The organism is Micromonospora sp. NPDC005324, assembly GCF_040607155.1.
Classification (GTDB): Bacteria; Actinomycetota; Actinomycetes; order Mycobacteriales; family Micromonosporaceae; genus Micromonospora; species Micromonospora trifolii.
The window spans coordinates 95872-120934 of sequence record NZ_JBEXGE010000014.1 but is presented as its reverse complement, the minus strand read 5'-3'; the positions used below and the strand labels follow the sequence as shown (position 1 = coordinate 120934).

23 protein-coding genes and 1 pseudogene are annotated in these 25063 nt (G+C 70.4%); 8 read left to right on the top strand and 16 right to left on the bottom strand.

Annotated features, from left to right (window positions below):
* Window positions 1-357 precede the first annotated feature (357 nt).
* Window positions 358-1377 carry a LacI family DNA-binding transcriptional regulator gene (locus ABZS40_RS17010; protein WP_354944190.1) on the bottom strand — a complete coding sequence of 340 codons (1020 nt, stop codon included), beginning with the start codon at window positions 1375-1377 and terminating at the stop codon, window positions 358-360.
* Between the two features lie 271 nt (window positions 1378-1648).
* Here ABZS40_RS17010 and ABZS40_RS17005 point away from each other — a divergent pair, with 271 nt between their 5' ends.
* On the top strand, window positions 1649-3274 hold the full coding sequence (locus ABZS40_RS17005; RefSeq protein ID WP_354944189.1) for a glycoside hydrolase family 43 protein: 1626 nt from the start codon (window positions 1649-1651) through the stop codon (window positions 3272-3274).
* Between the two features lie 46 nt (window positions 3275-3320).
* Here the strand turns inward: ABZS40_RS17005 and ABZS40_RS17000 are convergent, their stop codons facing one another.
* Window positions 3321-3452, bottom strand: coding sequence for a hypothetical protein (locus tag ABZS40_RS17000; protein WP_354944188.1), 132 nt, complete (start codon window positions 3450-3452; stop codon window positions 3321-3323).
* 173 nt (window positions 3453-3625) lie between these two features.
* Here ABZS40_RS17000 and ABZS40_RS16995 point away from each other — a divergent pair, with 173 nt between their 5' ends.
* The 3 genes from ABZS40_RS16995 to trxA all read left to right on the top strand — a co-directional run bounded on the left by ABZS40_RS16995 (window position 3626) and on the right by trxA (window position 5682).
* Window positions 3626-4840 (top strand): chitosanase, encoded by a 1215-nt coding sequence (locus ABZS40_RS16995; RefSeq protein WP_354944187.1) that lies wholly within the window; start codon window positions 3626-3628, stop codon window positions 4838-4840.
* A gap of 132 nt (window positions 4841-4972) precedes the next feature.
* On the top strand, window positions 4973-5365 hold the full coding sequence (locus tag ABZS40_RS16990) for a MerR family transcriptional regulator (RefSeq protein ID WP_354944186.1): 393 nt from the start codon (window positions 4973-4975) through the stop codon (window positions 5363-5365).
* Entirely contained in the window at window positions 5335-5682 is a 348-nt protein-coding gene (trxA, locus tag ABZS40_RS16985; protein ID WP_354944185.1) for a thioredoxin, read from the top strand. The genes ABZS40_RS16990 and trxA overlap by 31 nt, the downstream gene beginning before the upstream one ends.
* Window positions 5683-5798: 116 nt before the next feature.
* On the opposite strand, the gene ABZS40_RS16980 is transcribed toward trxA, so the two are convergent.
* Window positions 5799-7049 (bottom strand): DUF222 domain-containing protein, encoded by a 1251-nt coding sequence (locus tag ABZS40_RS16980; RefSeq protein ID WP_354944184.1) that lies wholly within the window; start codon window positions 7047-7049, stop codon window positions 5799-5801.
* An 83-nt stretch (window positions 7050-7132) separates the two neighbouring features.
* On the opposite strand from ABZS40_RS16980, the gene ABZS40_RS16975 reads away from it, so the two are divergent.
* Together ABZS40_RS16975 and ABZS40_RS16970 are read left to right on the top strand one after the other, a co-directional pair.
* A complete protein-coding gene (locus ABZS40_RS16975) occupies window positions 7133-7771 on the top strand; it encodes a class I SAM-dependent methyltransferase (protein ID WP_354944183.1) in 639 nt (212 codons plus the stop codon).
* Between the two features lie 159 nt (window positions 7772-7930).
* Window positions 7931-9823, top strand: coding sequence for an ABC transporter ATP-binding protein (locus tag ABZS40_RS16970; RefSeq protein WP_354944182.1), 1893 nt, complete (start codon window positions 7931-7933; stop codon window positions 9821-9823).
* Window positions 9824-9926: 103 nt separating this feature from the next.
* Here the strand turns inward: ABZS40_RS16970 and ABZS40_RS16965 are convergent, their stop codons facing one another.
* The 4 genes from ABZS40_RS16965 to ABZS40_RS16950 all read right to left on the bottom strand — a co-directional run bounded on the left by ABZS40_RS16965 (window position 9927) and on the right by ABZS40_RS16950 (window position 13191).
* Window positions 9927-10523, bottom strand: a complete 597-nt coding sequence (locus ABZS40_RS16965) for a PepSY domain-containing protein (protein WP_354944181.1) — start codon at window positions 10521-10523, stop codon at window positions 9927-9929.
* 106 nt (window positions 10524-10629) lie between these two features.
* Complete coding sequence (locus ABZS40_RS16960; RefSeq protein WP_354944180.1) at window positions 10630-11184, bottom strand: DUF5872 domain-containing protein; 555 nt, start codon at window positions 11182-11184, stop codon at window positions 10630-10632.
* A gap of 28 nt (window positions 11185-11212) precedes the next feature.
* The gene (locus tag ABZS40_RS16955) at window positions 11213-12499 is read right to left on the bottom strand and encodes a HAMP domain-containing sensor histidine kinase (protein WP_354944179.1); all 1287 of its coding nucleotides are present in this window, start codon (window positions 12497-12499) and stop codon (window positions 11213-11215) included.
* Window positions 12496-13191, bottom strand: coding sequence for a response regulator transcription factor (locus ABZS40_RS16950; protein ID WP_354944178.1), 696 nt, complete (start codon window positions 13189-13191; stop codon window positions 12496-12498). The genes ABZS40_RS16955 and ABZS40_RS16950 overlap by 4 nt, the downstream gene beginning before the upstream one ends.
* 102 nt (window positions 13192-13293) lie before the next feature.
* Between ABZS40_RS16950 and ABZS40_RS16945 the strand changes: the two genes are divergently transcribed.
* Entirely contained in the window at window positions 13294-13752 is a 459-nt protein-coding gene (locus ABZS40_RS16945) for a septum formation initiator (RefSeq protein ID WP_354944177.1), read from the top strand.
* Window positions 13753-13789: 37 nt separating this feature from the next.
* On the opposite strand, the gene ABZS40_RS16940 is transcribed toward ABZS40_RS16945, so the two are convergent.
* The 5 genes and pseudogenes from ABZS40_RS16940 to rpsD all read right to left on the bottom strand — a co-directional run.
* On the bottom strand, window positions 13790-14242 hold the full coding sequence (locus ABZS40_RS16940) for a MarR family transcriptional regulator (protein ID WP_354944176.1): 453 nt from the start codon (window positions 14240-14242) through the stop codon (window positions 13790-13792).
* Window positions 14243-14254: 12 nt separating this feature from the next.
* Window positions 14255-15331, bottom strand: coding sequence for a hypothetical protein (locus tag ABZS40_RS16935; RefSeq protein WP_354944175.1), 1077 nt, complete (start codon window positions 15329-15331; stop codon window positions 14255-14257).
* Window positions 15328-15675, bottom strand: a complete 348-nt coding sequence (locus ABZS40_RS16930; protein ID WP_354944174.1) for a PadR family transcriptional regulator — start codon at window positions 15673-15675, stop codon at window positions 15328-15330. Before ABZS40_RS16930 ends, ABZS40_RS16935 begins: the two co-directional genes overlap by 4 nt.
* Before the next feature lie 105 nt (window positions 15676-15780).
* A complete protein-coding gene (locus tag ABZS40_RS16925; RefSeq protein ID WP_354944173.1) occupies window positions 15781-19722 on the bottom strand; it encodes a ThuA domain-containing protein in 3942 nt (1313 codons plus the stop codon).
* Window positions 19723-19976: 254 nt separating this feature from the next.
* Window positions 19977-20506 (bottom strand): annotated as a pseudogene (gene rpsD, locus ABZS40_RS16920) (30S ribosomal protein S4); the annotation flags it as partial.
* 196 nt (window positions 20507-20702) lie between these two features.
* Between rpsD and ABZS40_RS16915 the strand changes: the two are divergent.
* The gene (locus ABZS40_RS16915; RefSeq protein WP_354944172.1) at window positions 20703-20993 is read left to right on the top strand and encodes a DUF1540 domain-containing protein; all 291 of its coding nucleotides are present in this window, start codon (window positions 20703-20705) and stop codon (window positions 20991-20993) included.
* 63 nt (window positions 20994-21056) lie between these two features.
* Here ABZS40_RS16915 and ABZS40_RS16910 read toward each other — a convergent pair whose 3' ends face one another.
* From ABZS40_RS16910 to ABZS40_RS16895, 4 genes are read right to left on the bottom strand one after another with little or no spacing between them, the layout of a single operon-like run.
* On the bottom strand, window positions 21057-21830 hold the full coding sequence (locus ABZS40_RS16910; protein WP_354944171.1) for an ABC transporter ATP-binding protein: 774 nt from the start codon (window positions 21828-21830) through the stop codon (window positions 21057-21059).
* Window positions 21827-22906 carry an iron ABC transporter permease gene (locus ABZS40_RS16905; RefSeq protein WP_354944170.1) on the bottom strand — a complete coding sequence of 360 codons (1080 nt, stop codon included), beginning with the start codon at window positions 22904-22906 and terminating at the stop codon, window positions 21827-21829. The genes ABZS40_RS16910 and ABZS40_RS16905 overlap by 4 nt, the downstream gene beginning before the upstream one ends.
* Before the next feature lie 2 nt (window positions 22907-22908).
* Window positions 22909-23916 (bottom strand): iron ABC transporter permease, encoded by a 1008-nt coding sequence (locus tag ABZS40_RS16900; protein WP_354944169.1) that lies wholly within the window; start codon window positions 23914-23916, stop codon window positions 22909-22911.
* Between the two features lie 31 nt (window positions 23917-23947).
* Complete coding sequence (locus ABZS40_RS16895) at window positions 23948-24970, bottom strand: ABC transporter substrate-binding protein (protein ID WP_354944168.1); 1023 nt, start codon at window positions 24968-24970, stop codon at window positions 23948-23950.
* Window positions 24971-25063: the final 93 nt, after the last annotated feature.

Below are 25063 nucleotides of genomic sequence, written 5' to 3'. Positions count from 1 at the left end.
CGGTCCTCGCGCTCGCAGTGGGAACTGTGGCGCTGACCGGCGGCACTGTGGCGCCGACTACAACGAGCCCGCCGCGATGCGGAGCTGGCTGGTGGATCGGGGTGTACCAGCGCACAAGGTGGTGGCGGACCACGCCGGCTTCGACACGTACGACTCGTGAGCGCGAGCTGAGCGGATCTTCGGGGTACGGCGCGCCACTGTGGTGACCGGTACGCCAGGACGTGGTGGTTCAGTTCGTCCCGGGAGAACGGCGCCTGCCTGAAGGCCGCGCTGGATCTGCTCTCCGATCGGGACCCGGCGCACCTCGGCCGCCGGGAGACGGGCGTCGACGACGCGTTGCGCGTCGGCTGAGGGAGGTCACGAGCGTGGTGGTGCGGCGCTGTCGCGGACGATCAACTCGGTGGCGAGTTCGACTCGAGGACTCTCGGTCCGCTCGCCGCCGGCGAGGCGCAGCACTGTCCGCGCGGCCAGCATGCCCATCTCGGCCAGGGGTTGCCGGACGGTGGTCAGCGGTGGCGAGCACCACCGCACCTCCGGCAGGTCGTCGAAGCCGACGACGCTGACGTCGTCGGGCACCCGCAGGCCCCGCTTGCGGACCGCCTCGTAGACGCCGAGGGCCATCTGGTCGCTGGAGGCACAGATGGCGGTGGGTGGGTCGGGCAGGGCCAGTAGCTGCGTACCCGCTGTGAAGCCGGCCTCGTGGTAGAAGTTGCCGGGGCGGATCAGGGCGTCGTCGATGGGGATCCCGGCGGCGCCGAGGGCGGCCCGGTAGCCGTCCATCCGGGCCCGACTGCACATCAGATGCGGCGGGCCGGCGATGAAGCCGATGCGCCGGTGGCCGAGGCTGATCAGGTACTGGTTGGCGCTGAGGCTGCCCGCCCAGTTGGTGGCGCCGATGGTGGGTGACTCCTGCGGGTCGACCCCGGCCGGGTCGATGATGACGACCGGCAGGTGGAGCCGGCGCAGCTCGGCCTGCAACGGCGGGTTCACCATCGAGGTCACGAAGATGATCCCCTCGGTGGAGCGCGTCCGCATGTTGTCGAGCCACTGCTTGGCCGAGGAGATGCGCCAGTGGATGGCCGACACGACGGTGCCGACACCGCTGGTCTGGCCGACGTCCTCCACCCCACGGATGATCTCCACGGCCCACGGGCTGTCCAGGTCGTTGAAGACCAGGTCGATGAGGGCGGCATCGGTGCGCCGGGCCGGTGACCGACGGCGGTAGCCATGCCGGTTGAGGAGCGCCTCGACGCGGTCCCTGGTGTCGGGGGCGACGTCGGAGCGGCCGTTGATGACCCGGGAGACGGTGGGCACGGAGACTCCGGCCAACCGCGCGATCATGGCGATGGTGACGTTTCGGCCGTTCTCCGTGCCCACGGTCCCCCCTGCGTCCTGCTGGAAACTTCGGGTCTGCTCGCGGTGGTGCCTCGTCATCCGGCTGAGCCGGCGAATGGGGGTCTTCGGATCTCCGAAACTTTCACTACTTCGCCGGTAATACCGATCGATGGCCGGCACGCTACGAGCTGTTGTCGCAACGGTCAAGGCCTCTGTCTTATTGCGAAAAGACCGGCTAGCGTAGGTGGAACCTTCAATGGCCGGGGACCGCGAGTTTCCGGAAGTTGCCGTCAGCCCGCCCAGAGGAGTGCTCGTGTCGACCGACATCGCTACTGTGGCGACCGCTACCCGGTCGATCCGAAATCCCGTCCTTGCCGGGTTCCACCCGGACCCGTCGATCCTGCGCGTCGGCGACGACTACTACCTGGCCACCTCGACCTTCGAGTGGTATCCGGGCGTGCTCGTGCACCACTCGCGCGATCTGGTGAACTGGCGCAGCCTGGGTGGGATCATCACCGACCGGCGCCTGCTCGATCTGCGCGGATGCGGTGACTCCAACGGTGTGTGGGCGCCCGACCTGACGTACCACGACGGTCAGTTCCACCTCGTCTACAGCGACGTGGCCAGCTTCGCCAGCGGCTACTGGGATCCGCAGAACTTCCTGGTTACCGCCAAGGACATCAACGGCCCATGGTCCGATCCGGTGAAACTGCACGGGCGCGGGTTCGACGCGTCGCTGTTCCACGACGACGACGGCACCACGTGGCTGCTGGGCATGAGCGCGGACTGGCGACCCGGCCGCGACCGCTTCGGCGGCATCGAGATCCAACAGTACGACCGGGCCGCACGCCGCCTGGTCGGCAGCCCTCGCATCCTCTTCACCGGCTCACCTGCCGGGGTCACCGAGGGTCCGCACCTGTACCGCCACGACGGCTGGTACTGGCTGATCACCGCCGAGGGCGGCACCAGCTGGGAGCACCAGGTCACAGTGGCCCGGTCCCGGGAGCTGTTCGGTCCGTACGAGGTGGAACCGGACGGCCCGCTGCTCACGTCCTTCGGGCGGCCCGACCTGCGCTTGCAGAAGGCGGGTCACGGCAGCCTGGTCCACACGCAGAACGGCGAGTGGTACCTGGCCCACCTGGTTGGCCGCCCGTACTCCCCGCTGGGCAACTGCGTGCTGGGTCGGGAGACCGCGATCCAGCGGGTCGAGTGGCCGTCGGGCGGCTGGCCGCGGATCGCCGGAGGGGTGCCCGCGGACGACGTCGTCGCACCCGACCTGCCCGCGCACCCCTGGCCGGCGGAGCCCGAGACGGACCACTTCGACGCCCCCGAGCTGGGCCGGTGCTGGTCGACGCTGCGTCGGCCGGCCACCCCGGACTGGGTCGACCTGCACACCCGCCCGTCGTACCTGCGGGTCCACGGCGGGCAGTCGCCGGTCGGTCGCCAGGCACCCAGCCTGGTCGGGCGACGCGTCGGCGCGATGGAGTGCTCGCTGGAGACCGTTGTGGAGTTCGAACCGGCCGACCACCGTCAGCTCGCCGGGATCACCGCCTACTACAACACCCTCAACTGGTACCACCTCTATCTGACCCGGGCCGACGACGGCCGCACGGTGCTGGAGCTGCTCAGCTCCGACAACGGGCGGCGCACCGCGTACCCCGATCTGACCGTCGATGCCGACGGCGTCTCCCGGGTCGGCCTGCGGGCCGTCTTCGACGGGCCGGCGGTGCGCTTCGACTACGACCTCGGCGCCGGTTGGCAGCGGCTACCGGTAGAGCTGGACGCGACCATTCTGTCCGACGAGCACGCCGCGCTGATCATCGACGGTGAGCCGGCGGCGTGGGGCTTCACCGGCGCGTTCCTCGGCCTGTGGGTGCAGGACCTGGGCGGCGACGGCGTGCACGCCGACTTCGACCTGGCCACCTACCGGGAGCAGTGACCACGCGGACGGCACTCGGCGGGTGCCGTCCGCGTTCCCACTCGTCCTACCCGGTTCGAGCGGCGACGGCCCGCAGCTGGCCGAGGGTGGTGCGGAAGCCGCGGCCGGACGCGGCCGGGTCCTCCGCGTTCAGGCCGCTGACGGCCATGGTCTGCCACCGGCGGGTACGTTCCGCCAACGACCTGATGAACAGACGCCGTCACGCCTCGCGGTCGTCGATTGACGAGGAATCGACGTACTGGTATCTGTTAATACAGTTTCCTGATGCTTGGCCCGGCGCGGCGCTCCGGCCCCGGCGGGCACCGCGAACCGACCGGCCGGCGGCACACCGCCCCTTCCCCGAGGAACACCATGGTTCACAAGAGAACAGCCGCCTACGTCGTGGGCACCCTGCTGGTCGGCGTCGCCGCCGTCGGCTACGGCCTGCCGTCGGCGAGCGCCGCGACCGCCGGCCCGATCACCGGCCTCGGCGGTAAGTGCATCGACGTGGCCGGCGCCAGCTCGGCCAACGGCACGCCCGTCCAGCTCTACGACTGCAACGGCAGCGCTGCCCAGACGTGGACCGTGGGCAACACCGACAACTCGATCCGGGCGATCGGCAAGTGCCTCGACGTCACCGCCGCGTCGACCACCAACGGCGCCAAGGTGCAGCTGTACGACTGCAACAACTCCGGCGCGCAGAAGTGGACCGCCAGCAACGGTGCGCTCGTCAACTCGGGCTCCGGCAAGTGCCTCGACGTCACCGACCGGAGCACCGCGAACGGCGCCCGGTTGCAGATCTGGACCTGCGGCGGCACCACGAACCAGCGGTGGACCCTGCCGGGCGGCGGCACGCCCACCCCCACCCCCACGCCCACCACCCCGACCGGCACCAACCTCGACGACCCGGCGAAGAAAAACGTCGCCATGCAGCTCGTCTCGGCCGCGGAGAACTCCTCGCTCGACTGGCGCGCGCAGTTCTCCTACATCGAGGACATCGGCGACGGTCGGGGCTACACCGCCGGCATCATCGGCTTCTGCTCCGGAACCGGCGACATGCTCGAACTGGTCGAGGCGTACACCCGCACCAAGCCGGGCAACGTCCTCGCCGGCTACCTGCCGGCGCTGCGCACCGTCAACGGCACCCCGTCGCACGCCGGCCTCGACCCCAACTTCCCCCGCGACTGGCGGACCGCGGCCACCGACTCCGTGTTCCTGGCCGCCCAGGAGGCCGAACGCGACAGGGTCTACTTCAACCCGTCGGTACGCGACGGCAAGAACGACCAGGTCCGGGCGCTTGGTCAGTTCGCCTACTACGACACGGCGGTCATGCACGGGTACGAGGGCATGCGCCAGATCCGCAGCCGCGCCCTGAACCGGGCCAAGCCGCCAGCCCAGGGCGGCGACGAGCGGACCTGGCTCAACGCGTTCCTCGACGAGCGGGTCATCGAGATGAAGAAGGAGGAGGCCCACTCGGACACCTCCCGTGTCGACACCGCCCAGCGGGTGTTCCTCAACAACGGCAACTTCAACCTGAACACGCCACTGGTGTTCGCCGTCTACGGCGACCAGTTCCGCATCGGCTAGTCCGGCAGCCAGCAGACGCTCAGGGCGCCGCCTCGCGGCGCCCTGAGCCGTGCTCGTGGCACGTGAGCAGCCTTGCCTTGACGCTGACGACAAGGTTTAGCCTGGTCGCGACAGGCTGGTCGAGGAGGTCTGATGCTGATCGGCGAGCTGGCGGAACGGGCCGGCACGAGCACCCGAACGCTGCGCTACTACGAAGCCCACGGGTTGGTGAACCCGCAGCGCTCGGCGAACGGCTACCGCGTCTACGACGAGGCGGAGCTGCGGGTCGTCCGGGAGATCCGGGCGCTGCTCGACGTCGGCTTCGGCCTGGAGGACGTCCGTCCGTTCGTCGCCTGTCTGCGAGCGGGCAACTCGTCCGGCGACGTCTGTCCGGCTTCCGTGCTGGTGCTGCGACGCAAGCTCGCCGAGGTCGACGACTACCTCGATCGGCTCGGAGCGGTCCGTCAGCAGTTGCACACCCAGCTCACCCACGCCATCGCGCACCGGGAGGAAACATGCCCCAGGAAACGAGCGTCAGCTCCCTGATCACCGTCACCGACGGCACGTTCGCCGAGCTGGTGCTGGCCAACGACCGCCCCGTCGTTGTCGACTTCTGGGCAGAGTGGTGCCCGCCGTGCAAGATGATCGAGAAGAGCCTCGTCGAGCTGGCACAGGAGTTCAGCGACCGAATGGTCATCGCCAAGCTCAACTCCGACGACAACCCGCAGGCCACGCGACGCTACGGGGTCATGTCCCTGCCGACGCTGCTGGTGTTCCGTGGCGGCGAGGTCGTCGGGTCGGTCGTCGGGTCCAGACCGAAACTCCACCTGCGGCAGAGCCTGACCACGCACGCCGGCCTGTGACCGTCACCGCCGGTCGAAGGCCGCCTGCGGCCTCCCGCTGTTGAGTGTGGTGACGGCGGTCCTCACGGTGGCGGCACCGTCCTAGCCAGGCGAGTGATCGAGGGGCTGGGTCATGTCTATGTTCGTCGGTGGTAATGGTTGCGGCGAGGGAGTTGGTCGGGGTCGAGCCAGGCGGGCGGGATGAATTCGGGGTGGCCGTCGCCTGCCAACCGCACTGCCCAGTTGTGGCGGTGAAGGTGTCGGTGGTGGTGGCCGCAGAGCAGGACGGCGTTGGTGAGGCTGGTGTCACCGCCGTCGGCCCAGTGCTGGATGTGGTGGGCGTCGCACCAGCGGGGTGGGCGGTCGCAGCCGGGAAAGGCGCAGCCGCGATCGCGCAGGACGAGGGCGCGACGCAGCGGGCCGGTGACGAGTCGGCGTTGTCGGCCGACGTCGAGTGGTTGACCGGTGCTGTTGAGCACGGCGGGCAGAAGTGCGGCGTCGCAGGCGAGTCGGCGCACTGTTTCCGGGGTGAGGTGCAGGCCGGTGTCGAGGGTGCCGGCGCCGAGTTGTCCGGCGAGGGCGTCGTAGTTGGTGGTGACGACGATCTGCGCGAGGTCGCCGCCGTGTTCGGGTAGCTCCCCGGTGCGGAGGGTGAGTCGGCAGAGGTCGGCGAGGGCGTCATGGCGGCGTTGCCCGGCGGAGCGTTGGTCGTCGGGGCCGGAGGGCGCGGTGAGTGGGTCGACCGCGGCGCGCAGCAGGCCGGCGGTTTCGCTGTCGAGGATGCCGGTGAGTCGGAGTCGACCGTCGGTCAGCATGGACAACGTGAGGTGACGGTCGCGGCTGGCTCGGCGGGCGTCGGCGTCCAGTGCGGCGTGGGCGGCGGCGTCGGCGATGTCGGGGGCGACGTGGTCGAGGATGCGGGTGCCGAGTTTGCGTAGCAGGGTGGGGTCGAATCGACCGGCCCAATCGGTGAGCACTCCGACGGCCTTGTCGGCGGCTTCCTGCCCCGCTGAGGTGTGCACGGTCGTGACGGTGTCGGCGATGACCCGGGCCTGATCGAGGGTGATCCGACCCTCAGCCAACGCGTGTCGTATTCCGGGGTTGCCGCTGTCCAGCGCGGCGGCGAGGTCGACGAGCCGGCGGGCGGCGGGGATGCTGAGGTGAAGTCGTTCGCGCAGCCAGACCGCTGTGCTGGAGGCGCCCTGGGCGCGGGCCGTGCCGCGGCCGTCGACCTCACGGATCAGAGCGAGCGTGACAGCTGCGAGGCGTTGCTCCAGGCGGTGGGCGGCGTCGAGCGCCGCGATCAACTCAGGCTCGGCTAGGGCCCAGGCGGCGTCGCCAACGCAGGCGGCGACCGCCTCGTCTGCCTGCGCCAACTCCCCGACCATGACCAGACACTAGGACAGGTGTACGACAGTTTTCAGTGGTCATGATCAATCGCTGTGTCCACGCCGGGACTATCGTGCTTCGCATGCGCGTTCCCGGTTGGCTCGACGACACCAGGACCTCGTACGACACCGTGGCGGTCAGTTACGCCGACCTGCTGCGGGACGCCATCGCCGACGAGCCGTTCCAGCGGGGCATCCTGGCGCTCTTCGCCGAACTGGTGCGAGCCCAGGGGAACGGGCCAGTCGCCGATATCGGCTGCGGTCCGGGGCGGATCACCGCCCATCTGCACGACATCGGCCTGGACGCGTTCGGTGTGGACCTGTCGCCCGCGATGATCGGGGTGGCCCGGCAGGACCACCCCGGCCTACGGTTCGAAGTCGGCTCGATGACGGCTCTCGAACTGGCCGATGGGTGCCTGACCGGCCTACTCGCGTGGTTCTCTCTGATCCACATCCCCGACGACGAGGTCCCCACAGTCTTCGCCGAGTTCTTTCGGGTGCTGCGGCCTGGCGGAGCCCTGCTGCTGGGCTTCCACGCCGGCGAGGGCAGCAGGCTCAAGACGGAGGGCTACGGCGGGCATCCAATGAATGTCTACGTGCACCGTCGGTCGCCGAACCGGGTCGCGACCTGGTTGGATGCTTCCGGCTTCACCGTTGAGGCGGAGATGTCGCATCGCCAAGCCCCGAGCGTCCGAGGTGGCTTCGTCTTCGCCCGTCGGTAAGGGAGGCAGGGAAGTCTCGATGATCGAGATCGCTGACCGCCCCCACGGCTCGACCCGCATGGCGTGTTCGGTCGGACCCGCGCCGACATGCAGCAGCCCGCGCGTTGACTTGACCTCAAGCTCGGGTGAGGTCCTAGCCTGCCGTATCGGAGGTAAAGCATGAGCATGGAAGTTACCGCGTGGATGTCCCTGCACCACGCGATGAACGCGCAGGATGAGCGGCCGCTGTCCCGCGCCACCTTGAAGCGGATCGCACAGTTCGCACGGCCACACCGCGCTTTGATCATCAGGTTCCTGTTGTTGAGTGTGGTGACGGCGGTTCTCACTGTGGCGGCGCCCGTTCTCGCCGGTCGGGTGGTCGACGCGATCGTCGACGGCGCCGACAGCGGCGTGGTGATCCGGTTGGCCGTGCTGATCGCCGTGATCGCCCTCGCCGAGGCGGGGCTGGGTCTGGTGACGCGATTTCTCTCGGCCAGCATCGGTGAGGGGTTGATCGTCCAACTGCGGACGGCTGTCTTCGACCACGTTCAGCGCATGCCGGTGGCGTTCTTCACGCGGACCCGAACGGGTGCGCTGGTCAGTCGCCTCAACAACGACGTTATCGGTGCGCAACGGGCCTTCAGCGACACCCTGTCGAGTGTGGTCGGCAACGCCGTCACGCTGATGCTGACGTTGGCCGTGATGCTCACCTTCTCCTGGCAGATCACGCTGCTGGCGCTCGTCCTGCTGCCGATCTTCGTTCTCCCGGCCCGCAAGATGGGTTCGAGGCTCGCCCAGTTGCAGCGTGAAGCGGCCGAGCACAACGCGGCCATGAGTACCCGGATGACGGAACGCTTCTCCGCACCCGGTGCCACGCTGGTCAAGCTGTACGGGCGGCCGGCCGAGGAGTCCGCCGAGTTCGCGGCGCGGGCACGTCGGGTCCGGGACATCGGCATCCGCGCGGCGATGCTCCAGTGGGTCTTCATCACCGCGCTCACCGTCGTTGGCTCGCTGGCGTTGGCCCTGGTCTACGGGCTCGGTGGTCTCTACGCCCTACGGGGCAGCCTCGACGCCGGGACGGTGGTCGCCCTCGCGCTGCTCCTGTCGCGTCTCTACGCACCGTTGACCTCGCTGGCCAGCGCTCGGGTCGAGGTGATGAGCGCACTGGTGAGCTTCGAGCGGGTGTTCGAAGTCCTCGACCTCAAGCCGCTGATCCTCGACAGGTCCGACGCCCGGCCCCTTCCGGAAGGGCCGGTCGCTGTCGAGTTCGAGGAGGTCCGGTTCGGCTACCCCTCGGCGGACAAGGTGTCGCTCGCGTCCCTGGAGGACGTGGCGAAGCTCGATACGCGCGGCGGCGAGGAGGTGCTGCACGGGGTGTCGTTCCGCGCCGAGGCGGGGCAGATGGTGGCGCTCGTCGGCTCCTCCGGTGCGGGCAAGTCGACGATCGCGCAGCTTGTGCCTCGCCTGTACGACGTCGAGGACGGCGCGGTGAAGCTGGCCGACGTCGACGTACGTGAGCTGTCGGCCGAGTCGATCCGGACGGCGTTGGGGGTGGTGACCCAGGACGGGCACCTCTTCCACGAGAGCATCCGCGCCAACCTGGCGTTCGCCCAGCCGGACGCGACCGAGGACGAGATGTGGGATGTGCTCCGGCGGGCCCGCCTCGACGACCTGATCCGCTCACTGCCCGATGGGCTGGACACCGTCGTCGGCGAGCGCGGATACCGCCTGTCCGGTGGGGAGCGGCAACGGCTCACCATCGCGCGACTGCTGCTGGCCCGTCCGCGTGTGGTCATCCTCGACGAGGCCACCGCGCACCTCGACTCCACCTCGGAGGCGGCGGTCCAGGACGCCCTTGCCGAGGCGCTGACCGGCCGGACGAGCGTGGTCATCGCGCACCGGCTCTCCACCATCCGGGCGGCCGACCAGATCCTCGTCGTGGAAGCCGGGCGCATCGTCGAACGCGGGCGACACAGTGACCTGCTCGCGGCTGGCGGCCGGTACCACGAGTTGTACCGCACCCAGTTCGCCCAGGACCAGCCGACGGTCCAGGAGCAACGCGTCGCCATCTGACGCACGCGGTGGTCGATCCGCCCGCGAAGGACGGTCCGACCACCGCGTCACCACGCGCCGCCGCCCACCCCGATGGAATCACCGGGATGGGCGGCGACGGCGGTCAGTCGTTGTCGTCGTCGTCCTTGTCATCGGCGTCGTCGTCGTCGGCGGCGTCGTCGTCGGCGGCGTCGTCGTCGTCGTCAGCGTCGTCGTCGTCGACCGGCTCCTGCTCGGCCTTGATCACCGAACCGTTGTCCCGGTCGACGTCCACCTCGTGCTCGGTGTCGCCCGCGACGATCTCGACGCTCCACACCGGCCGGCCGTTCTCCTGCTCGGCTTCGACCTCGACGATCTGACCGCCGCCGGCCTTGGCGAGCGCGATCTCACCGGCGCGCTTCTCGTCGACAGCGCTGCCCGCGGGCGCGCTGCCGGTCGACGGCGTACCGGACGGCGTGCCGCTCGACGGCGTACCCGACGGCGTGCCGCTCGACGGCGTACCCGACGGCGTGCCGCTCGACGGCGTACCCGACGGCGTGCCGGCCGACGGCGATCCGGTGACCACCGGCGCGTCGGTGGCCGTCGGCGCGACGGTTGCCGCGGCGAGAGCCGTGCCGCCGGTCCGCGAGTCGTTCGCGGCGGTGACGCCGAGCGCGACCCCGGCCACCGCCAGCACCGCCGACCCGCCGACCGACGCCAGAAGCAGATTGGTGCGCTTCATCGTGGTGTCCACCTTTCCTCGGTTGTCGACTCCGAGGATCGGCCAGATCGGGATAGCACCGCGCTGTCCGGACGCTAAGGGCGGGTTAAGACGGTCGAGGGCTGGGTCAGCCGCGCCGGTTGAGTTCCGCCTCCAGCCGCTGGACGAGCGTCTTGCGGTCCTTGCTGGCACGCTCGTTACGCAGGGCGGTCTTGAGCTGTCGCGTGTCGAGGCCACGGACGAGCTTGGCCGCCTCCGCGACCGACATCTCCGTCATCTGTCCGGCAGTGGTGGCGTCCCGACGCGCCCGTTTGGCCGGCCCGGTGTTGGCAACGTACTGCTTGCCGGATCGGGACGCTTCGCGCTTCTTCGTGTCGGTCGCGCGCTTCTGGCTCTCCGACATCTCGTCCCATGCCTTTTTGGGCAGGTAACGACTCGTCGTGCCGTCCTTGCGCGCCCGGGTGTCGCCCTCCTTCGTCTGCCACTTCTCGTTGCCCCAGCGCTGGAGCGCCTTCTGTCGTTCGTCCTTTTGGCCCAGGAATCCGCCGCCGCGCCGCTTGTACTCCTGAGTGACCAGCTGTGACTTGCGCGCCGACCACTGCCCGGGCTTGCCGCCCTTGTCGGAAGCCTGGATCTCTTCCTTGATCTGCTCTCTGAGCTCGGGTTTCGTATACCGCGCCATGACTGGCAGCTACCCGGCACGGCAGCGGCTATGCGTCCTGCGGCGACGTCGGAGGCCCGAGCCGGAGCAGCACCTGCGCACCTCCTCGCGGGCCGGCCCGCAACTCCAGTCGACCGCCGGCGGCCTGCGCGGCACGCCGGGCGATGTCCAGGCCGAGGCCGGTGGACCCGGCCGCGCTGGCACCACGCCGGATCGCCCCGGCGGGCATTCCGGGCCCCTCGTCGGCAACCGTGAGGACAACCTCGCCCGCCTCCCGGGCGAGCCGGACGGCGAACGGCGTCCCGTCGGGGGTGTGCGCGAAGACGTTGCCGAGCAGGGCGTCCACGGCCGCCGTCAGGTTGTCGACGGCCACACCGACGGGAAGAGGGCCGGGCGTCAGGTCGAGGGTGACGACCCGGCCGGTGTCCTCGGCCAGCACCGACCAGAACGCGACCCGGTCGGCGACGATCGCCGCCGCGTCCGAGGAGGCCGGCTGCGCCGGTGCGTGCCGCCAGCGAGCCTGCCGGATCAACCCGGTCACCGCGCGTTCGAGCCCGTCGGCGGCGGCGGTGATCCGGGCGGCGTCGTCCGGGTCGCGCAACGACTCCGCCTCCAGCCGCAACGCCGTCAGCGGCGTACGCAGCTGGTGGGACAGGTCGGCGACCTGTTCGCGCTCCTGCACCAGGAGCACCTGGATCCGGGTGGCGAGATGGTTGAGCGCGCCGGCCACCTCGCGCAGCTCGGGCGGGCCGGCCGGCGTGACCCGGGCGTCCAGCTCGGCGTTGGCCAGCCGGTGCGAGACGGCCGACAGGTCGCTGATCGGCCGGACCAGGGTGCGCGCCAGCCGGTCGGCGACCAGCAACCCGATCAGCACGAGGATCACGCCGAGCAGCGCCAGCACCAGCCACGCTCGGGTGACCCCGGCGGTCAACTCGTGCTGCGGCACCGCGATCCGGATCACTCCGGTGCCGTCCGACCGACCCTGCACGGCGATGACCACCTCCCGGCCGGTAGCCGACTCGCCGGTGAGGCTCTGTCCGCGTGCGGCAAGGGCCACCGCGGGCGTACGCGGTGTCTGGGCGCCGAGCACAGTGCCGTCCGGCAGGAAGACGCTCACCGGTCGACCGGACTCCGCGGCGAGTTGCTCGACGGTGAGCCGAATGGTCGCCGCGTCCGCGGTGCCGACCACCGGCACGAGGCTCTGTGCGTCGGCGGTGGCCCGAACGGTGGCCCGGTCCTCGGCGACGGTGCGGACCAGCAACGCCAACGGCACCAGGAACGCGATGAGGGTGAGGACGCTGACCGCGGCGACCAGCAGCGCGAGACGCGCCCTCACGACTGCGCCGCCGGGGCTTCGAGACGCACCCCGACACCCCGCACTGTGTGCAGATAGCGGGGCTGTTGGGCGTTCTCCCCCAGCTTGCGACGCAACCAGGACAGGTGCACGTCGACGGTCTTGTCGGCACCGCCGTACGGGATCTGCCACACCTCCGTGAGCAGCTCACGTTTGGTGACGACCTGGCCCGGCCGGCCGGCGAGGTGGTGCAGCAGATCGAACTCGCGGGGCGTCAGCTCGACCGCGACCCCGTCCACTGTCACCTGCCGGGCCCGGGGGTCGACGCGGAGCCCGCCGACGACGAGCGCCGGATCCTGCCCGTCGGCGCCGGAGGGGCCCCGCCGCAGCACCGCCCGGACTCGGGCGTCGAGCTGCGCCGCGGTGAACGGTTTGACCACGTAGTCGTCGGCGCCCGCGTCGAGCACCCGGACGATCTCGGTTTCGTCGTCGCGCGCCGTGGCCACGATGACCGGCACCGAGCTGACCGCCCGCAGCATCCGCAGCAGCTCGCGGCCGTCCAGGTCGGGCAGCCCCAGGTCGAGCACCACCAGGTCGGGTCGGTCCTCCAGCGCGTCGCGGAGCCCGGCCATCGCGGTCGAGGCCGCCGCCACCGCGTGGCCGCGTTCCCGCAGGGCCCGGATCAGCGGGGTACGGATCGTCAGGTCGTCCTCGACGAGCAACAGGCGGGCCACAGCTGGCAGGCTAACCGCTGGCGCTGGCAGTGCGGCGCACGTTAACCACGCCTTAGCGTTCGGATGTGCCAACGACAAGGCCGGATCGGGGATAGTCAGGGGATGGGCCGTCGCTCGATCCTCGTCGCCACCGGGTGGGTGGCCACCGCTGCCATCGCCACAGTGATCGGCCTGGGCGCGATCCGGTTGGTGGGCGAGAGCCTCACCGGCACCCCGGGCGGGGTGCGCAGCGAGGCCGAGATCGAGCGGGCGCTCGCCGCGCCGGAGCCGGCGCCCACCACGGGCACCGCCTCGGCCGCGCCGGGCACCACGGGCACCGCACCGAGCGCCAGCTCCGGGGCCCGCCGGGGGTTCGCCACCGACGGCGGCACGGCCGTCGCCGAGTGCGGCGTCGGCGGCGTACGCCTCGTCTCCTGGGCACCCGCGCAGGGTTATCGGGTCCGCGACGTGGACCGGGGCCCGGACGACGATGTCGAGGTCACGTTCCAGGGACCGACCCGGGAGTACGAGTTGAAGGTGCGCTGCATCGGCTCGGAGCCGGTGTCCGTCGCCGACGACTGACGACCCGGGGGCACGTGCGGTGAGTGTCGCTGTGGGTTCACCTGCTCTGTAGGGCGTCCACCAACCTCCGGAGCGTCGTGCGAGCATTTTCAAGATCGCGGAGGCTGGGACCGGCTCGGTCCACGGCGTCCCGGCGGTCAGCGTCAGAGCGTTCCAGTAGACCGGTGAGCGTGACGAGACCCGCTTCCGTGAGTGTCACGAGCGGCGCGCGGCGGTGATCGGGGTTGTCGTGCAACTCGACCATCCCGGCTCGGGTCAGGTCGTCGACCACTCGCTGCACGCTCTGCCGCGCGAGGCCAAGTCTGCGCGCCGCGCTCGCGACGGTGCGGGAGCCGTCGGAGAGCACGCTCATCACGTGCCATCGGGCGGCAGTTTGTCCCTCTTCTCGGGCGAGCTCCTCACTTGAGCGCCGAGACTCGCCTGCCAGCTCGTACACGTCTGCCATCAGCAGCCGATAGGCGTCGACCCGGGCCTGCTTCCGTTCCGTCATCGGCAGCACGCTTCACTGACCCACTGGCTGCTCGCGGTCTGCGTTGCGGCCCAGGGCGACCATGCGCAGGGTCTCCTCTCGACGTCGCACGAGCAACGCCCCGGCCAGGAAGGTCACCGGCGCGACCAGCGCCAGCATCGCCCACTGCGTTGGCACCAGGGGGATGGCGTGTCCCATGTGCGTGGTCGAGGTCGCCCAACCGGCGAGGGCGCTGTCGATCAGCAGGTCGAGGGCTGCCACGGGCAGGAGCAGGACGACGATCCGTCGGCGTACCGCCGGAGTGAGCGTGGCAACCGCGATCACCATTGCCGACGCGGCGGCCGCCAGGCCCGCGACGTAGAGCCAGAGAACCAGCCCACTGCCCGCCTCAAGGCCATAGAAGACCTGGAAGGACACCTCACCGACGAAGTCGAACGTGGGACTGGTCACCCGGTTCGTCACCAGGAGCACGACCATCGCGGCCGGCGCGAGCACCAGCGCCAGCAGTCGGCGTACGCCCAGCAGCGCGACCGCCCGTCGACGCGGCGCCGGCACGGTGAGCGCGGCGGCAGCCACCACGGCGAGGGCGAACTGCGGCAACGTGTCCACCACGTACGTCGGGTTGTCATTCGTCTGCGGGGCGACGAGCGCACCCCAGCCGAGCACGCCGGCCCAGGCCAGACCGGCGGCGACCCAACGCCACCCGAGCAGCACCGCCGCGCAGACGCCCGCCCAGCCGGCGACGCGCAGCCAGTCGACGAGATCCGGGCCGCTCGGCGAAAACCCGGGTGGCAGGCTCGGGGCACGGACGAGCTGGTCGAGCAGGGCCCTGCTGGCGAGGGCCAGTAGGACGGCAGCGACCAGCAGGCCGGTCACCGCTGCCGCGTCCGCCCAGCTCGGCTCGGTGAGCCCCCGTGCGCCCACCCGCAGCCGCGCCCGCAACCCGGCGCCGACCAGGTTCCGCACGTCGGCGGCACCGGGCCGCCGCTGGCCCGGCCGCGCGCCGGCGAGGAGCACGGCCAGCATCTCGTCCTCGTACACCCGACGGTGTTCCCACGGATAGACGGCCAGCAGCCGTCGGTAGCGGCGCTCCAGATCGACGCTGCTCACGCCGCACCCCCGTCGGTCAGTAGGCCGCTGCGGCGCAGCCGCAGCCGAGCGGCGTCCGCGTTGTGTCGCAGGCGGGACGCCTCTTCGGTGAGCCGCCGTGCGCCCACTGCGGTGAGGCGGTAGTAACGGCGCAGCCGGGACTGCACCACCTCTTCGCGCTCGACCTCGATGAGACCGTCGGCACGGAGTCGATCGAGGACGGCGTAGAGGGTGCCGGCACGCAGGCGCACCCGGCCGTCGGAGATGCGCAGCACGTCCTCGATGACGGCGTACCCGTGCATGGGCGCCTCCGCCAGCGCGGTGAGCACCAGGAACGTCGGTTCCCGCAGTGGAGCCTCAGCCATGCCAGGAAGCATATACCGATAGACAGTATATGCAAGGAAGGCGAGAGCGCAGCGACGGACGTGGCCGGCACGGATCACCGTGCCGGCCACGTCGTCGGTGGTGGTTCAGCTGGAGTACGCCTCCAGCTCCCAGAGCGAGTGGCCATATCCGGTGCCCCGGGCCGTGCCGTAGATCCGCAGGTAGCGGCCGTTGGCGCCGAGGGCGGTGTGCTCGTCCACGCCGCCGTCGGCCCCGGTCACCGTCTTCACTGTGGTCCAGGTGGTGCCGTCGTTCGAGGTCTGAATCTGGTACGCGCTGCTGTACGCCGCCTCCCAGCTCAGTTTGACCCGGCCGATCGCGGTGGCGCTGCCGAGGTCGACGCGGATCCACTGCGGGTCGGAGAAGGTGCTCGACCAGCGGGTGGTGAGGCTGCCGTCGACGGCCTGGGCGCCGGACACGTCGGCCCCCTCGTTGCTGGACGTCGACGTGGGCTTGTTCCGCAGCAGGTTGCCGCCGGTCGGGCTTCCGGTGCCGCCGTACACCTCGAACTCGAACAGCGAGTAGCCCCAGGCGGTCCCCCGGGTGGTGCCGAGCAGCCGGATGTACCGGCCGGATCCGCTGAGCCCGGTCAGGTCGTCCACCCCGCCGTCGCCACCGGTCACCGTACGGATCGTGGTGAAGTTGACCCCGTCCGGCGAGGTCTGGATCTGGTACCCGCTGCCGTACGCCGCCTCCCAGGTCAGCTTGACCCGGTTGATGGCGTACGTCGCGCCGAGGTCCACGTCGATCCACTGGGGATCGCCGAAGGCGCTGCCCCACCGGGTACCGGCCACGCCGTCGAACGCGTTGGCCGCGCCGAACGCGCCCTCGAAGCTGGACGCGCGCGCCGGCTTACCCCGGGCCAGGTTGGCACCCGGCTCGGGATCCGGGTCCGGGTCCGGGTCAGGTCCGGGACCGCCGGGGCTGGTGGAGAGGGTGAACTCGTCGATGTCGAAGTACGGGCCGGTGCCCTTGAAGACCAGGAACAGGGTCCGGGTGCCGGTCAGGGCGGTGACCCCACCGGTGACAGTGGCGAAGTTGGCGTACCCGCCGGTGGGTACGACGGTGGCCGAACCGACCAGCTGCCCGGTGGGCGAGTCGACCCGCAACTCCAACGTGCCGCCGCCGCCGGCCGGTGCGCCGACCCGGGCGCTGAACGACTGGACGCCGGTCAGGTTGTAGGGACGGAACGAGATCCAGTCGTTGTTGTCGACGTAGCCGACCGCCGCGCCGCCGTGCCCGGCCGCCCCGGCGACGATCTGGACGCCGGACGAGTCACCGAAGTGCTCGGCCTGGCGTACCCGAGGTTGCAGCACCGCCTGGGTGTGCGTGGTCAGCGCCGGCTGGCCGCCCCCACCCAGGTCGGTGTACTCGGCGTCGATGATGCCGAAGATGTTCGCCGCCGTGTCGTGCTCGCCGTCGGCCGAGGTCTGGATGACCCCGGTGCAGCCCTGCACGCTGCCGAGCTGGTGGCCGTGCGAGTCGTGACCGAGGACGTAGTTCACCTTGACGCGGGCGCAGTTGATCGCGCCGTCCTGGGCGTCGGTGACGGTGACGGAGAACGGCACCGCGTCCCCGAAATTGAAGGTCTGCCCGTTCAACGGGGTGTTGACGGTGACCACCGGGGCGCTGTTGCCGACAGTGACGACCACGCTCGCGGTGGCCGTCTTGCCGGTGGTGTCCCGAACCGTCAGCGTCGGGCTGCGGGTTCCGTTGGTGGTGTACGTGAAGCTCGGGTTTGCCGCTGTCGAGTCGGTGGTGCCGTTGTTGTCGAAGTCCCAGGCGTAGGTGAACGGGTCGCCGTCCGGGTCGAGGGTGCCGGCCGAGGAGAAGGCCACCGTCAGCGGCGCGGTGCCACTGGTCGGGGTGGCGGACGCCTTGGCGATCGGTGCCCGGCCCTCGCGGGCGTACTCGATGCGGTAGAGCGCCGAGTTGGCGTCGCCGTTGAACCAGCCGGTGCCGTAGTCGAGCACGTAGAGCGCGCCGTCCGGGCCGAACTCCATGTCCATGACCTGGGTGCCGGTCCATGGGAACGGGTTGATCTTCAGTGGTTGGCCGGACGCGTCGAGCTTGATGTTCTTGATCCAGCGGCGACCGAACTCACCGGCGAAGTAGGTCCCGTCGTAGTACTCGGGGAACGCCACGGGTGAGGTGTTGTTCGGGTCGTACCGGTAGACCGGCCCACCCATCGGCGACAGGCCACCGCCGGTGAACTCCGGCGGCGAGCCGGAGCCGCCGTACGGCAACCAGGCCGAGATGGCCGGCGGCAGCTGGGTGATGCCGGTGTTGTTGGGCGAGTTGTTCACCGGCCCACCGGCGCAGTTGAACTTCGCCCCGGACGGCCCGGACGGGAAGGTGTAGTCGTTGTAGGCGTCGTTGCGGGCGGTGCAGTACGGCCAGCCGTAGAAGCCGGGCCGGTCGATGCGGGCGAACTCGACGTTGCCCGCCGGCCCCCGGTTCGGGTCGGCGGTGCCCGCGTCGGGGCCGTAGTCACCGAGGTAGACGATGCCGGTGGCCTTGTCCACGCTCATCCGGAACGGGTTGCGGAACCCCATCGCGTAGACCTCCGGGCGGGTCCGCGCGGTGCCCGGGGCGAACATGTTGCCGGCCGGGATGGTGTAGCCACCGGCAGCGCTCGGCTTGATCCGGAGGACCTTGCCGCGCAGGTCGTTGCTGTTCGCCGAGGTGCGCTGCGCGTCGAAGGCCGGGTTACGCCCGGCCCGCTCGTCGATCGGGGTGAAGCCGGCCGAGTCGAACGGGTTGGTGTCGTCACCGGTGGACAGGTAGAGGTTGCCGGCAGCGTCGAAGTCCATGTCACCGCCGACGTGGCAGCACATGCCCCGGCTGGTCGGCACGTTGAGGACCAACGTCTCGCTGGCCAGGTTGATGGTGTTGTCCGCGTTGACGGTGAACCGGGCCAGCCGGTTGACGCCGTCCCAGACGGCGAAGTCGGCCGGGGTGCCGGTGGCCGGCGCACCGCCGCCGGGCGTGCTCAGCGGTGGAGCGAAGTACGCGTACACCCAGCGGTTGGTGGCGAAGTTCGGGTCGGCCTTGATGCCCTGCAAACCCTCCTCGTCGCCGGTGTAGACCGGCAGGGTTGCGGCGATCTTGGTGTTGCCGGTGGCGTCGGTGTGCCGGATCACGCCGTTGCGGGAGGTGTGCAGCACGCCCCGGTCCGGTAGGACGGTGAGGCTCATCGGCTCACCGGTCTCGGCCGCGCCCTTGGCCAGCTCCACCTGCTGGAAGCTGCTGGTGACGGTGGGGCCACAGTCGGCGTCGACAGCGCCGGCGGCCGTCCGGATGCCGCCGAGCAGGTGCTGACGGAAGTTCGCCTCCGTGTACGACGCGTCGGTGTGCCCCAGGCCGGTGTACCAGGCTCGGCCGCCGGAGTAGTTCTGGCACCAGGAGATCGGGTGGTCGGCACCCATGCTCCCCCCGGTGTAGGTGGTCTCGTCCAGGGTGGCCAGCACGTGCGCGTTGCCGCGGGGGTTGGTGCGGTAGTTGTACAACTCGTCGAACCGGCTCCACCGCTGCGGCAGCGTCGCGGTCGATGGGTGCACCTGGTCGGCGACCTTCACTGTGACGTTCTGCTCGGCCGGGTGCGAGGCGAAGTACGCCCCGACCAGTCCCCCGTACCACTGCCAGTCGTACTCGGTGTCGGAGGCGGAGTGCACGCCCACGTACCCGCCGCCGCCGGTGATGTAGCGCTCGAACGCGGCCTGCTGGGCGGCGTTGAGCACGTCGCCGGTGGTGGAGAGCCAGATCACCGCGGCGAACCGGTCCAGGTTGGCGTCGGTGAACTGCGCGGCGTCCTCGGTGGCCTCGACGGTGAAGCCGTTTGCCGCGCCGAGCTGCTGGATCGCGGCGATGCCCGGGGTGATGGATCCGTGCCGGAACCCGGCGGTCTTGCTGAAGACCAGCACGGTGAACGGTGCGGCGCTGGCTGTGGGTGGCGAGGCGACGATGCCGCCGGCCACGAGGATCGCGCTCAGCGCGAGGCCGAGCCACGATCTCAGGGATCTGCGCACAGTGGGGTCCTTTCGCGGTGCGAGGGACGGCGTGCGCCGATCACGCCTGGCGGTGGTGGGACGAGACATGTCAATGCATCGTTGCGTTCAGATCGCGGGCGCGTCAAGCGCTCTCCCACCATCCGTGAGAGCGTTATCTCCGCAGGTCAGGGGCGACCGTGTGGAGTGAGATCGAATAACGGTTTTCGGGCCACGATCCACCTGCGGAGGGCCCCGGCGCAGGTGCCTGCACTCGGGGCCCTTCCAGCGGTCGGTCAGCGTGAGCAGTACTCGACGACGAGTTGCTCGTCGCAGACCACCGGGACCTCCGAGCGGAGCGGGAGCCGGGTCAGCCGAGCGGTCAGGCCGGGCAGGCTGACCTCAAGGTAGGGGGCGAGACGTTCCGGGGCGTGCGCCCCGGCCGCCGCGACGACGAACGGTGCCTTGCCCCGACTGCACTCCGCCACCTCGATGACGTCACCGGGTTGCGCGCGGACGGCCGGTCCAGGCGACGGCCGTTCACAGTGACGTGCTGATGGGTGACGGCCTGGCGGGCCTGGTAGATGGTGCGGGCGAAGCCGGCTCGCAGCACCAGCGCGTCCAGCCGGCTCTCCAGCTCGACGATCAGCTCCTCGCCGGTCTTGCCGGGCCGACGCACGGCCCGGTCGAACGCGCGCCGGAGCTGTCCCTCGTGCAGGTCGTACTGCGCCTTGAGCCGCTGCTTCTCCAGCAGCCGGACCTTGTAGTCGCTGGTGGCGCGTCGGGCACGGCCGTGCTGCCCCGGCGGGAACGGGCGGCGTTCGAAGGTAAGGCTAACCTTACCGTTCGGCACTCGGGCGGCTGCCGAGCCCGACACGCCCACTGACGATCGCTGCCCTCGCCGACGGTTAGGCAAGGCTGGCCTACGCAAAATACCCCCAAAAGGGGCGGCTGACAGGGAGTTGTCCCGTCGAGGCCGGGTATGACGGTGACCCGGCACCACCGACGGAAGCGAGATCGTCATGACCGACATGCTGGAGATGCCGCGGGTACACGAGTGCACTGTCACCGACTGCGGCTACAACCACGACGGCTGCCACGCGTTCGCCATCACCATCGGGCAACAGAACGCCAGCTGCGCCACGTTCATCGACACGTCGGCGAAGGGCGGGCTGGACCGCGTCATCGCCCAGGTCGGCGCCTGCAAGCGGGACGACTGCCAGCACAACGCCGAGCTGGAGTGCCACGCGCCGTCCATCCGGGTGGGTCCGGGTCAGGACATCGCGGACTGTCAGACGTACGCGCCGCGCTGATCCCGGCGCGACGCGGATGAGGGACGACCACCACGGCCGTCCCTCATCCCCGTTGGAGGCCGGCTACGCGGGGACGACCATCGGCGTGCCGGCGATCGGGTCGGGTACGACGAGGCAGCTGAGGCCGAAGACCTGCTCGACGAGGTCGCCGGTGACCACGTCGACCGGCGCTCCCTCGGCGACGATCGCACCGCCGGACATCGCGATGAGATGGTCGCAGTAACGGCAGGCGAGGTTGAGATCATGCATGACGATGACGATGGTCTTGCCGGACTCCGCGTTCAGCTTCCGCAGCAGCCGCAGCAGCTCGACCTGGTGGTTGATGTCCAGGTAGGTGGTGGGTTCGTCGAGCAGCAGCAGGTCGGTGTCCTGGGCCAGGGCCATGGCGACCCAGACCCGCTGGCGTTGGCCACCGGACAACTCCCGGATCGGACGGTCGATCAGATCCGCGGTGCCGGTGGCGTCGAGGGCCCGGGCGACGGCGTCGTGGTCGTCGTTGCTCCACCGTCGAAACCACCCCTGGTGGGGGTAGCGACCACGGGCGACGAGGTCGGCGACGGTGATGCCGTCGGGCGCGACGGGAGTCTGCGGGAGCAGCCCGAGCACCTTTGCCACGTCGACGTTGCGCAGGTCGGCGAGGGGCTTGTCGTCGAGAAAGACGGCGCCGTCGCGCGGTGCCAGCAGTCGGGCCAGGCCGCGGAGCAGTGTGGACTTGCCGCAGGCGTTGGCGCCGACGATCGCGGTGACCTTGCCGTCGAGCACGGCGACGTCGAGGTGGTCGACGATGGTCCGGTCGTCGTAGCCGAGGGTGAGGCCCTCGGCGCGTAGTCGGGTCATCCACCCGCTCCTTGTCGGTTGGTGGTGGCCAGCAGCCACAGCAGGTAGGGCGCACCGACCGCACCAGTCACCACGCCGGTGGGCAACGGGGTGGGCAGCAGGTGCACGGCGACGAGGTCGGCGGTGAGCAGCAGCGCGGCACCGACCAGGGCGGCGGGCAGGACACCCTGTGCCGCGGGGCCGAGGAGTCGGTTGGCGATCGGCCCGGCCACCAGGGCGACGAAGGCGATCGGGCCCGCCACCGACACCGCCAGGGCCACCAGCACGACGGCGGTGCCGAGCAGCCCGGCCCGGCTGAGCTCGGCCCGGACACCCAGCATCCGGGCGGCGTCGTCACCGAGCGCGAGGGCGCTCAGTGGCCGTTGCAGCAACGTGGCGACCGGCAGCAGGACGACCAGGGCGGCGGTGAGCACCCACAGCTCGGTGGTGCTGGCCTGCCCGACCGACCCGATCAGCCAGTGCATGGCCTGGCGGGCCTCGAAGAGCTGCGCCCGGCTGAGCACGTAGCCGATCAGACCCTCGAAGAAGACCGCCACCCCGATGCCGATGAGGATGAAGCGGTAGCCGCTGACACCGTCGCGCCAGGCCAGCAGGTACATCGCCAGGGCGGCGGCGACAGCGCCACCGAGGGCGAGACCGCTGACGACGAGCCCACCGGCCTGCAGGAGCACGATCCCGGTGACGGCAGCCAGCCCCGCCCCCGAGGTGATCCCCACGAAGTCCGGGGACGCCAGGGGGTTGCGCAGCAACTGTTGGAAGATCGTGCCGGACGCGCCGAGGGCGAGCCCGACGGTCAGGGCGGCGGCAGCGGTCGGCAGCCGCAGGCCACGGACGACGAAGTCGACGCTGGGATTGTCGGACAGGTGCAGGACCGACGCGATGACCTCGGCCGCGCCGATGCGGAAGCTGCCCACCATCATGGTGAGCACGAACAGGGCGGTGACCGTCGCGGTCAGGCCGCAGGTCACCACGACGGACCGGCCGGCTCGACGCCTCCGGTTGGCGCGCAGCGCCGCTGCCGTACCGGACGGAGCAGAGCGGCGGTCGCTCGTTGTCGTTGTCGTTGTCGTCACCATGCTCACACCTCCGACAGCCGGCCGTAGCGCACGATCGCGATGAACGCGGGCGCGCCGATCAGCCCGAGGATCACGCCGACCTGAACCTCGTCGGGGGCGGCGGCCACCCGGCCGAGCACGTCGGCGAGGAGCAGGACGATGGGTGCCAGCAGCATCGAGTACGGCAGGATCCAGCGGTAGTCGGGGCCGCAGATGAACCGCGCCAGGTGCGGTACGACGAGCCCGACGAAGACGATCGGTCCACAGGCCGCGGTGGCGGCGCCGGCGAGGATCGCGACCACGACGAAGGCGGCCGCCCGGGTACGGGTCACGTTCTGGCCGAGGCCACGCGCGACGTCCTCACCGAGCGCGAGGCCGTTGATGGCCCGCCCGAAGCCCAGCGACGCGGCGAGGCCGATCAGCAGGAAGGGCGCGACACCGGTGAGGATCGGGGTGTACCGACCGGCGAGTGAACCCACCTGCCAGAACCGCAGCTCGTTGAGGGCGTCCACGTTCGTCATCACGATCCCGCTGGTCACCGAGGTCAGGCCGGCGGTGACCGCCGCGCCCGCCAGGGCCAGCTTCACCGGGGTGGCGCCCTCCCGGCCGAGCGAGGCGATCGCGTACACCAGGGCCAGCGCCGCGATCGCGCCCGCGAAGGCGAACCAGACGTAGACACCGACGCCGCGCACCCCGAGCACCGTGATGGCGAAGACCACGAACGCGGCGGCGCCGGAGTTGATGCCCAGGATCCCCGCATCCGCCAGCGGGTTGCGGGTGACGCCCTGGAGGATCGCCCCGGCCACCCCGAGCGCCGCGCCGACCAGGATGCCGAGCAGAGTGCGGGGTACGCGCATCTCCAGCGTGACGGTGCTGCTGATCGGCCCGTCGCTGTCGAGGCTGAACAGGGCGTGCAGCACCTCGGAGAGCCCGATCGAACGCGAGCCCATGGTCACGCTCAGGAAGCCGACGAGGGCGAGGACCACGCAGAGGACGGCGAGCCCCGGCCCGAGGGCAGAGGCTCGCCGCACGCCTCCCGTCGAGGTGCGCGTCCCGATCTGGTTAGTTGCCGACATTCGGATCAGCGGCCTTGACCGCCTGGGTCAGCTTGTCCAGCTCGGTGGCGAAGTCCCCGTACGTGTGCAGCCAGAACGCCGGCCAGGAGACGGTGGCACCGACCTTGGCCGCCTTGATCCTGGACCAGGTCGGCTGCTTCGTGGTCCACTCGGCGTTGGCAGTGGGCGTGAAGGACCGGCCATCCCACAGGATCAGGTCCGGCTGGTACTTGTCGGCGTTCTCCCAGCTGAGGTTCTCCCAGTACGGGAAGGCCGGGTCCGGGCTGGCCGGGTTGATCACCTTCAGGCCCCAGGTCTGAAGGTCCAGCAACTCGGGCGCGTACTCGGGGTTCGCGACGTAGACCTTCTCGGTCGAGGGCGACATCGCCGCGACAGTCAGGTCCGGCTTGGCCGAGGTGGCCGCCTTGAACGCTGTCACCGCGTCCTCGAAGCGCTTCTTGTTCGCCGCGATCTGCGGGCTGGCCACGTCGGCGCCGAGGCTCTCGGCGAGATCCTCGTACCCCTCGGCCAGCGCGACGATCGACTTGCCCTGCGTGACGCCGACGATGGGGGCCAGCTCGGCGAGCTTCTTGCTCTTCTCGTCGACGCCCTCCTCCATGCCGCTGTGCGCCTTCTCGGCCGGCCACCAGTCGCCGACGATCAGGTCTGGACGCAGGGCGGCGGCCTTCTCCACGTCGATCTTGCCCCACTCCTCGCCGAGGATCTCGATCCCGGTGAGGTCGAGGCTCTTCAGGTTGGGGTCGGTCTTGACCGACTCGTCGGCGTAGACGCCGACCGGCTTGATGCCGAAGGACATGAGGGCCGCGGCCTCACCGGCGTGCGCGATGATCCGCGTCGGTGTCTTGTCCGCCTTGACGACCTTGCCCGAGCCGTCGTTGAAAGACCAGGGGCCGGAGGCGGTGGCAGCGGCGGCGGTGTCACCGTTGCCCGTGTCGTTGCCACAACCGGTGAGCCCGCCGAGCACGGCGCTCAGCGCCGCGACGGCCAGGACCGGACGCCATGAGTGCATGGTGAAGTTCCCGATCTTTCGAAGAGAAGCGAGCCATCCGGCCCGAAAGTTAGGTTAGGCTAACCAACACTTCCGGTTTTGGCCAATGCCGGG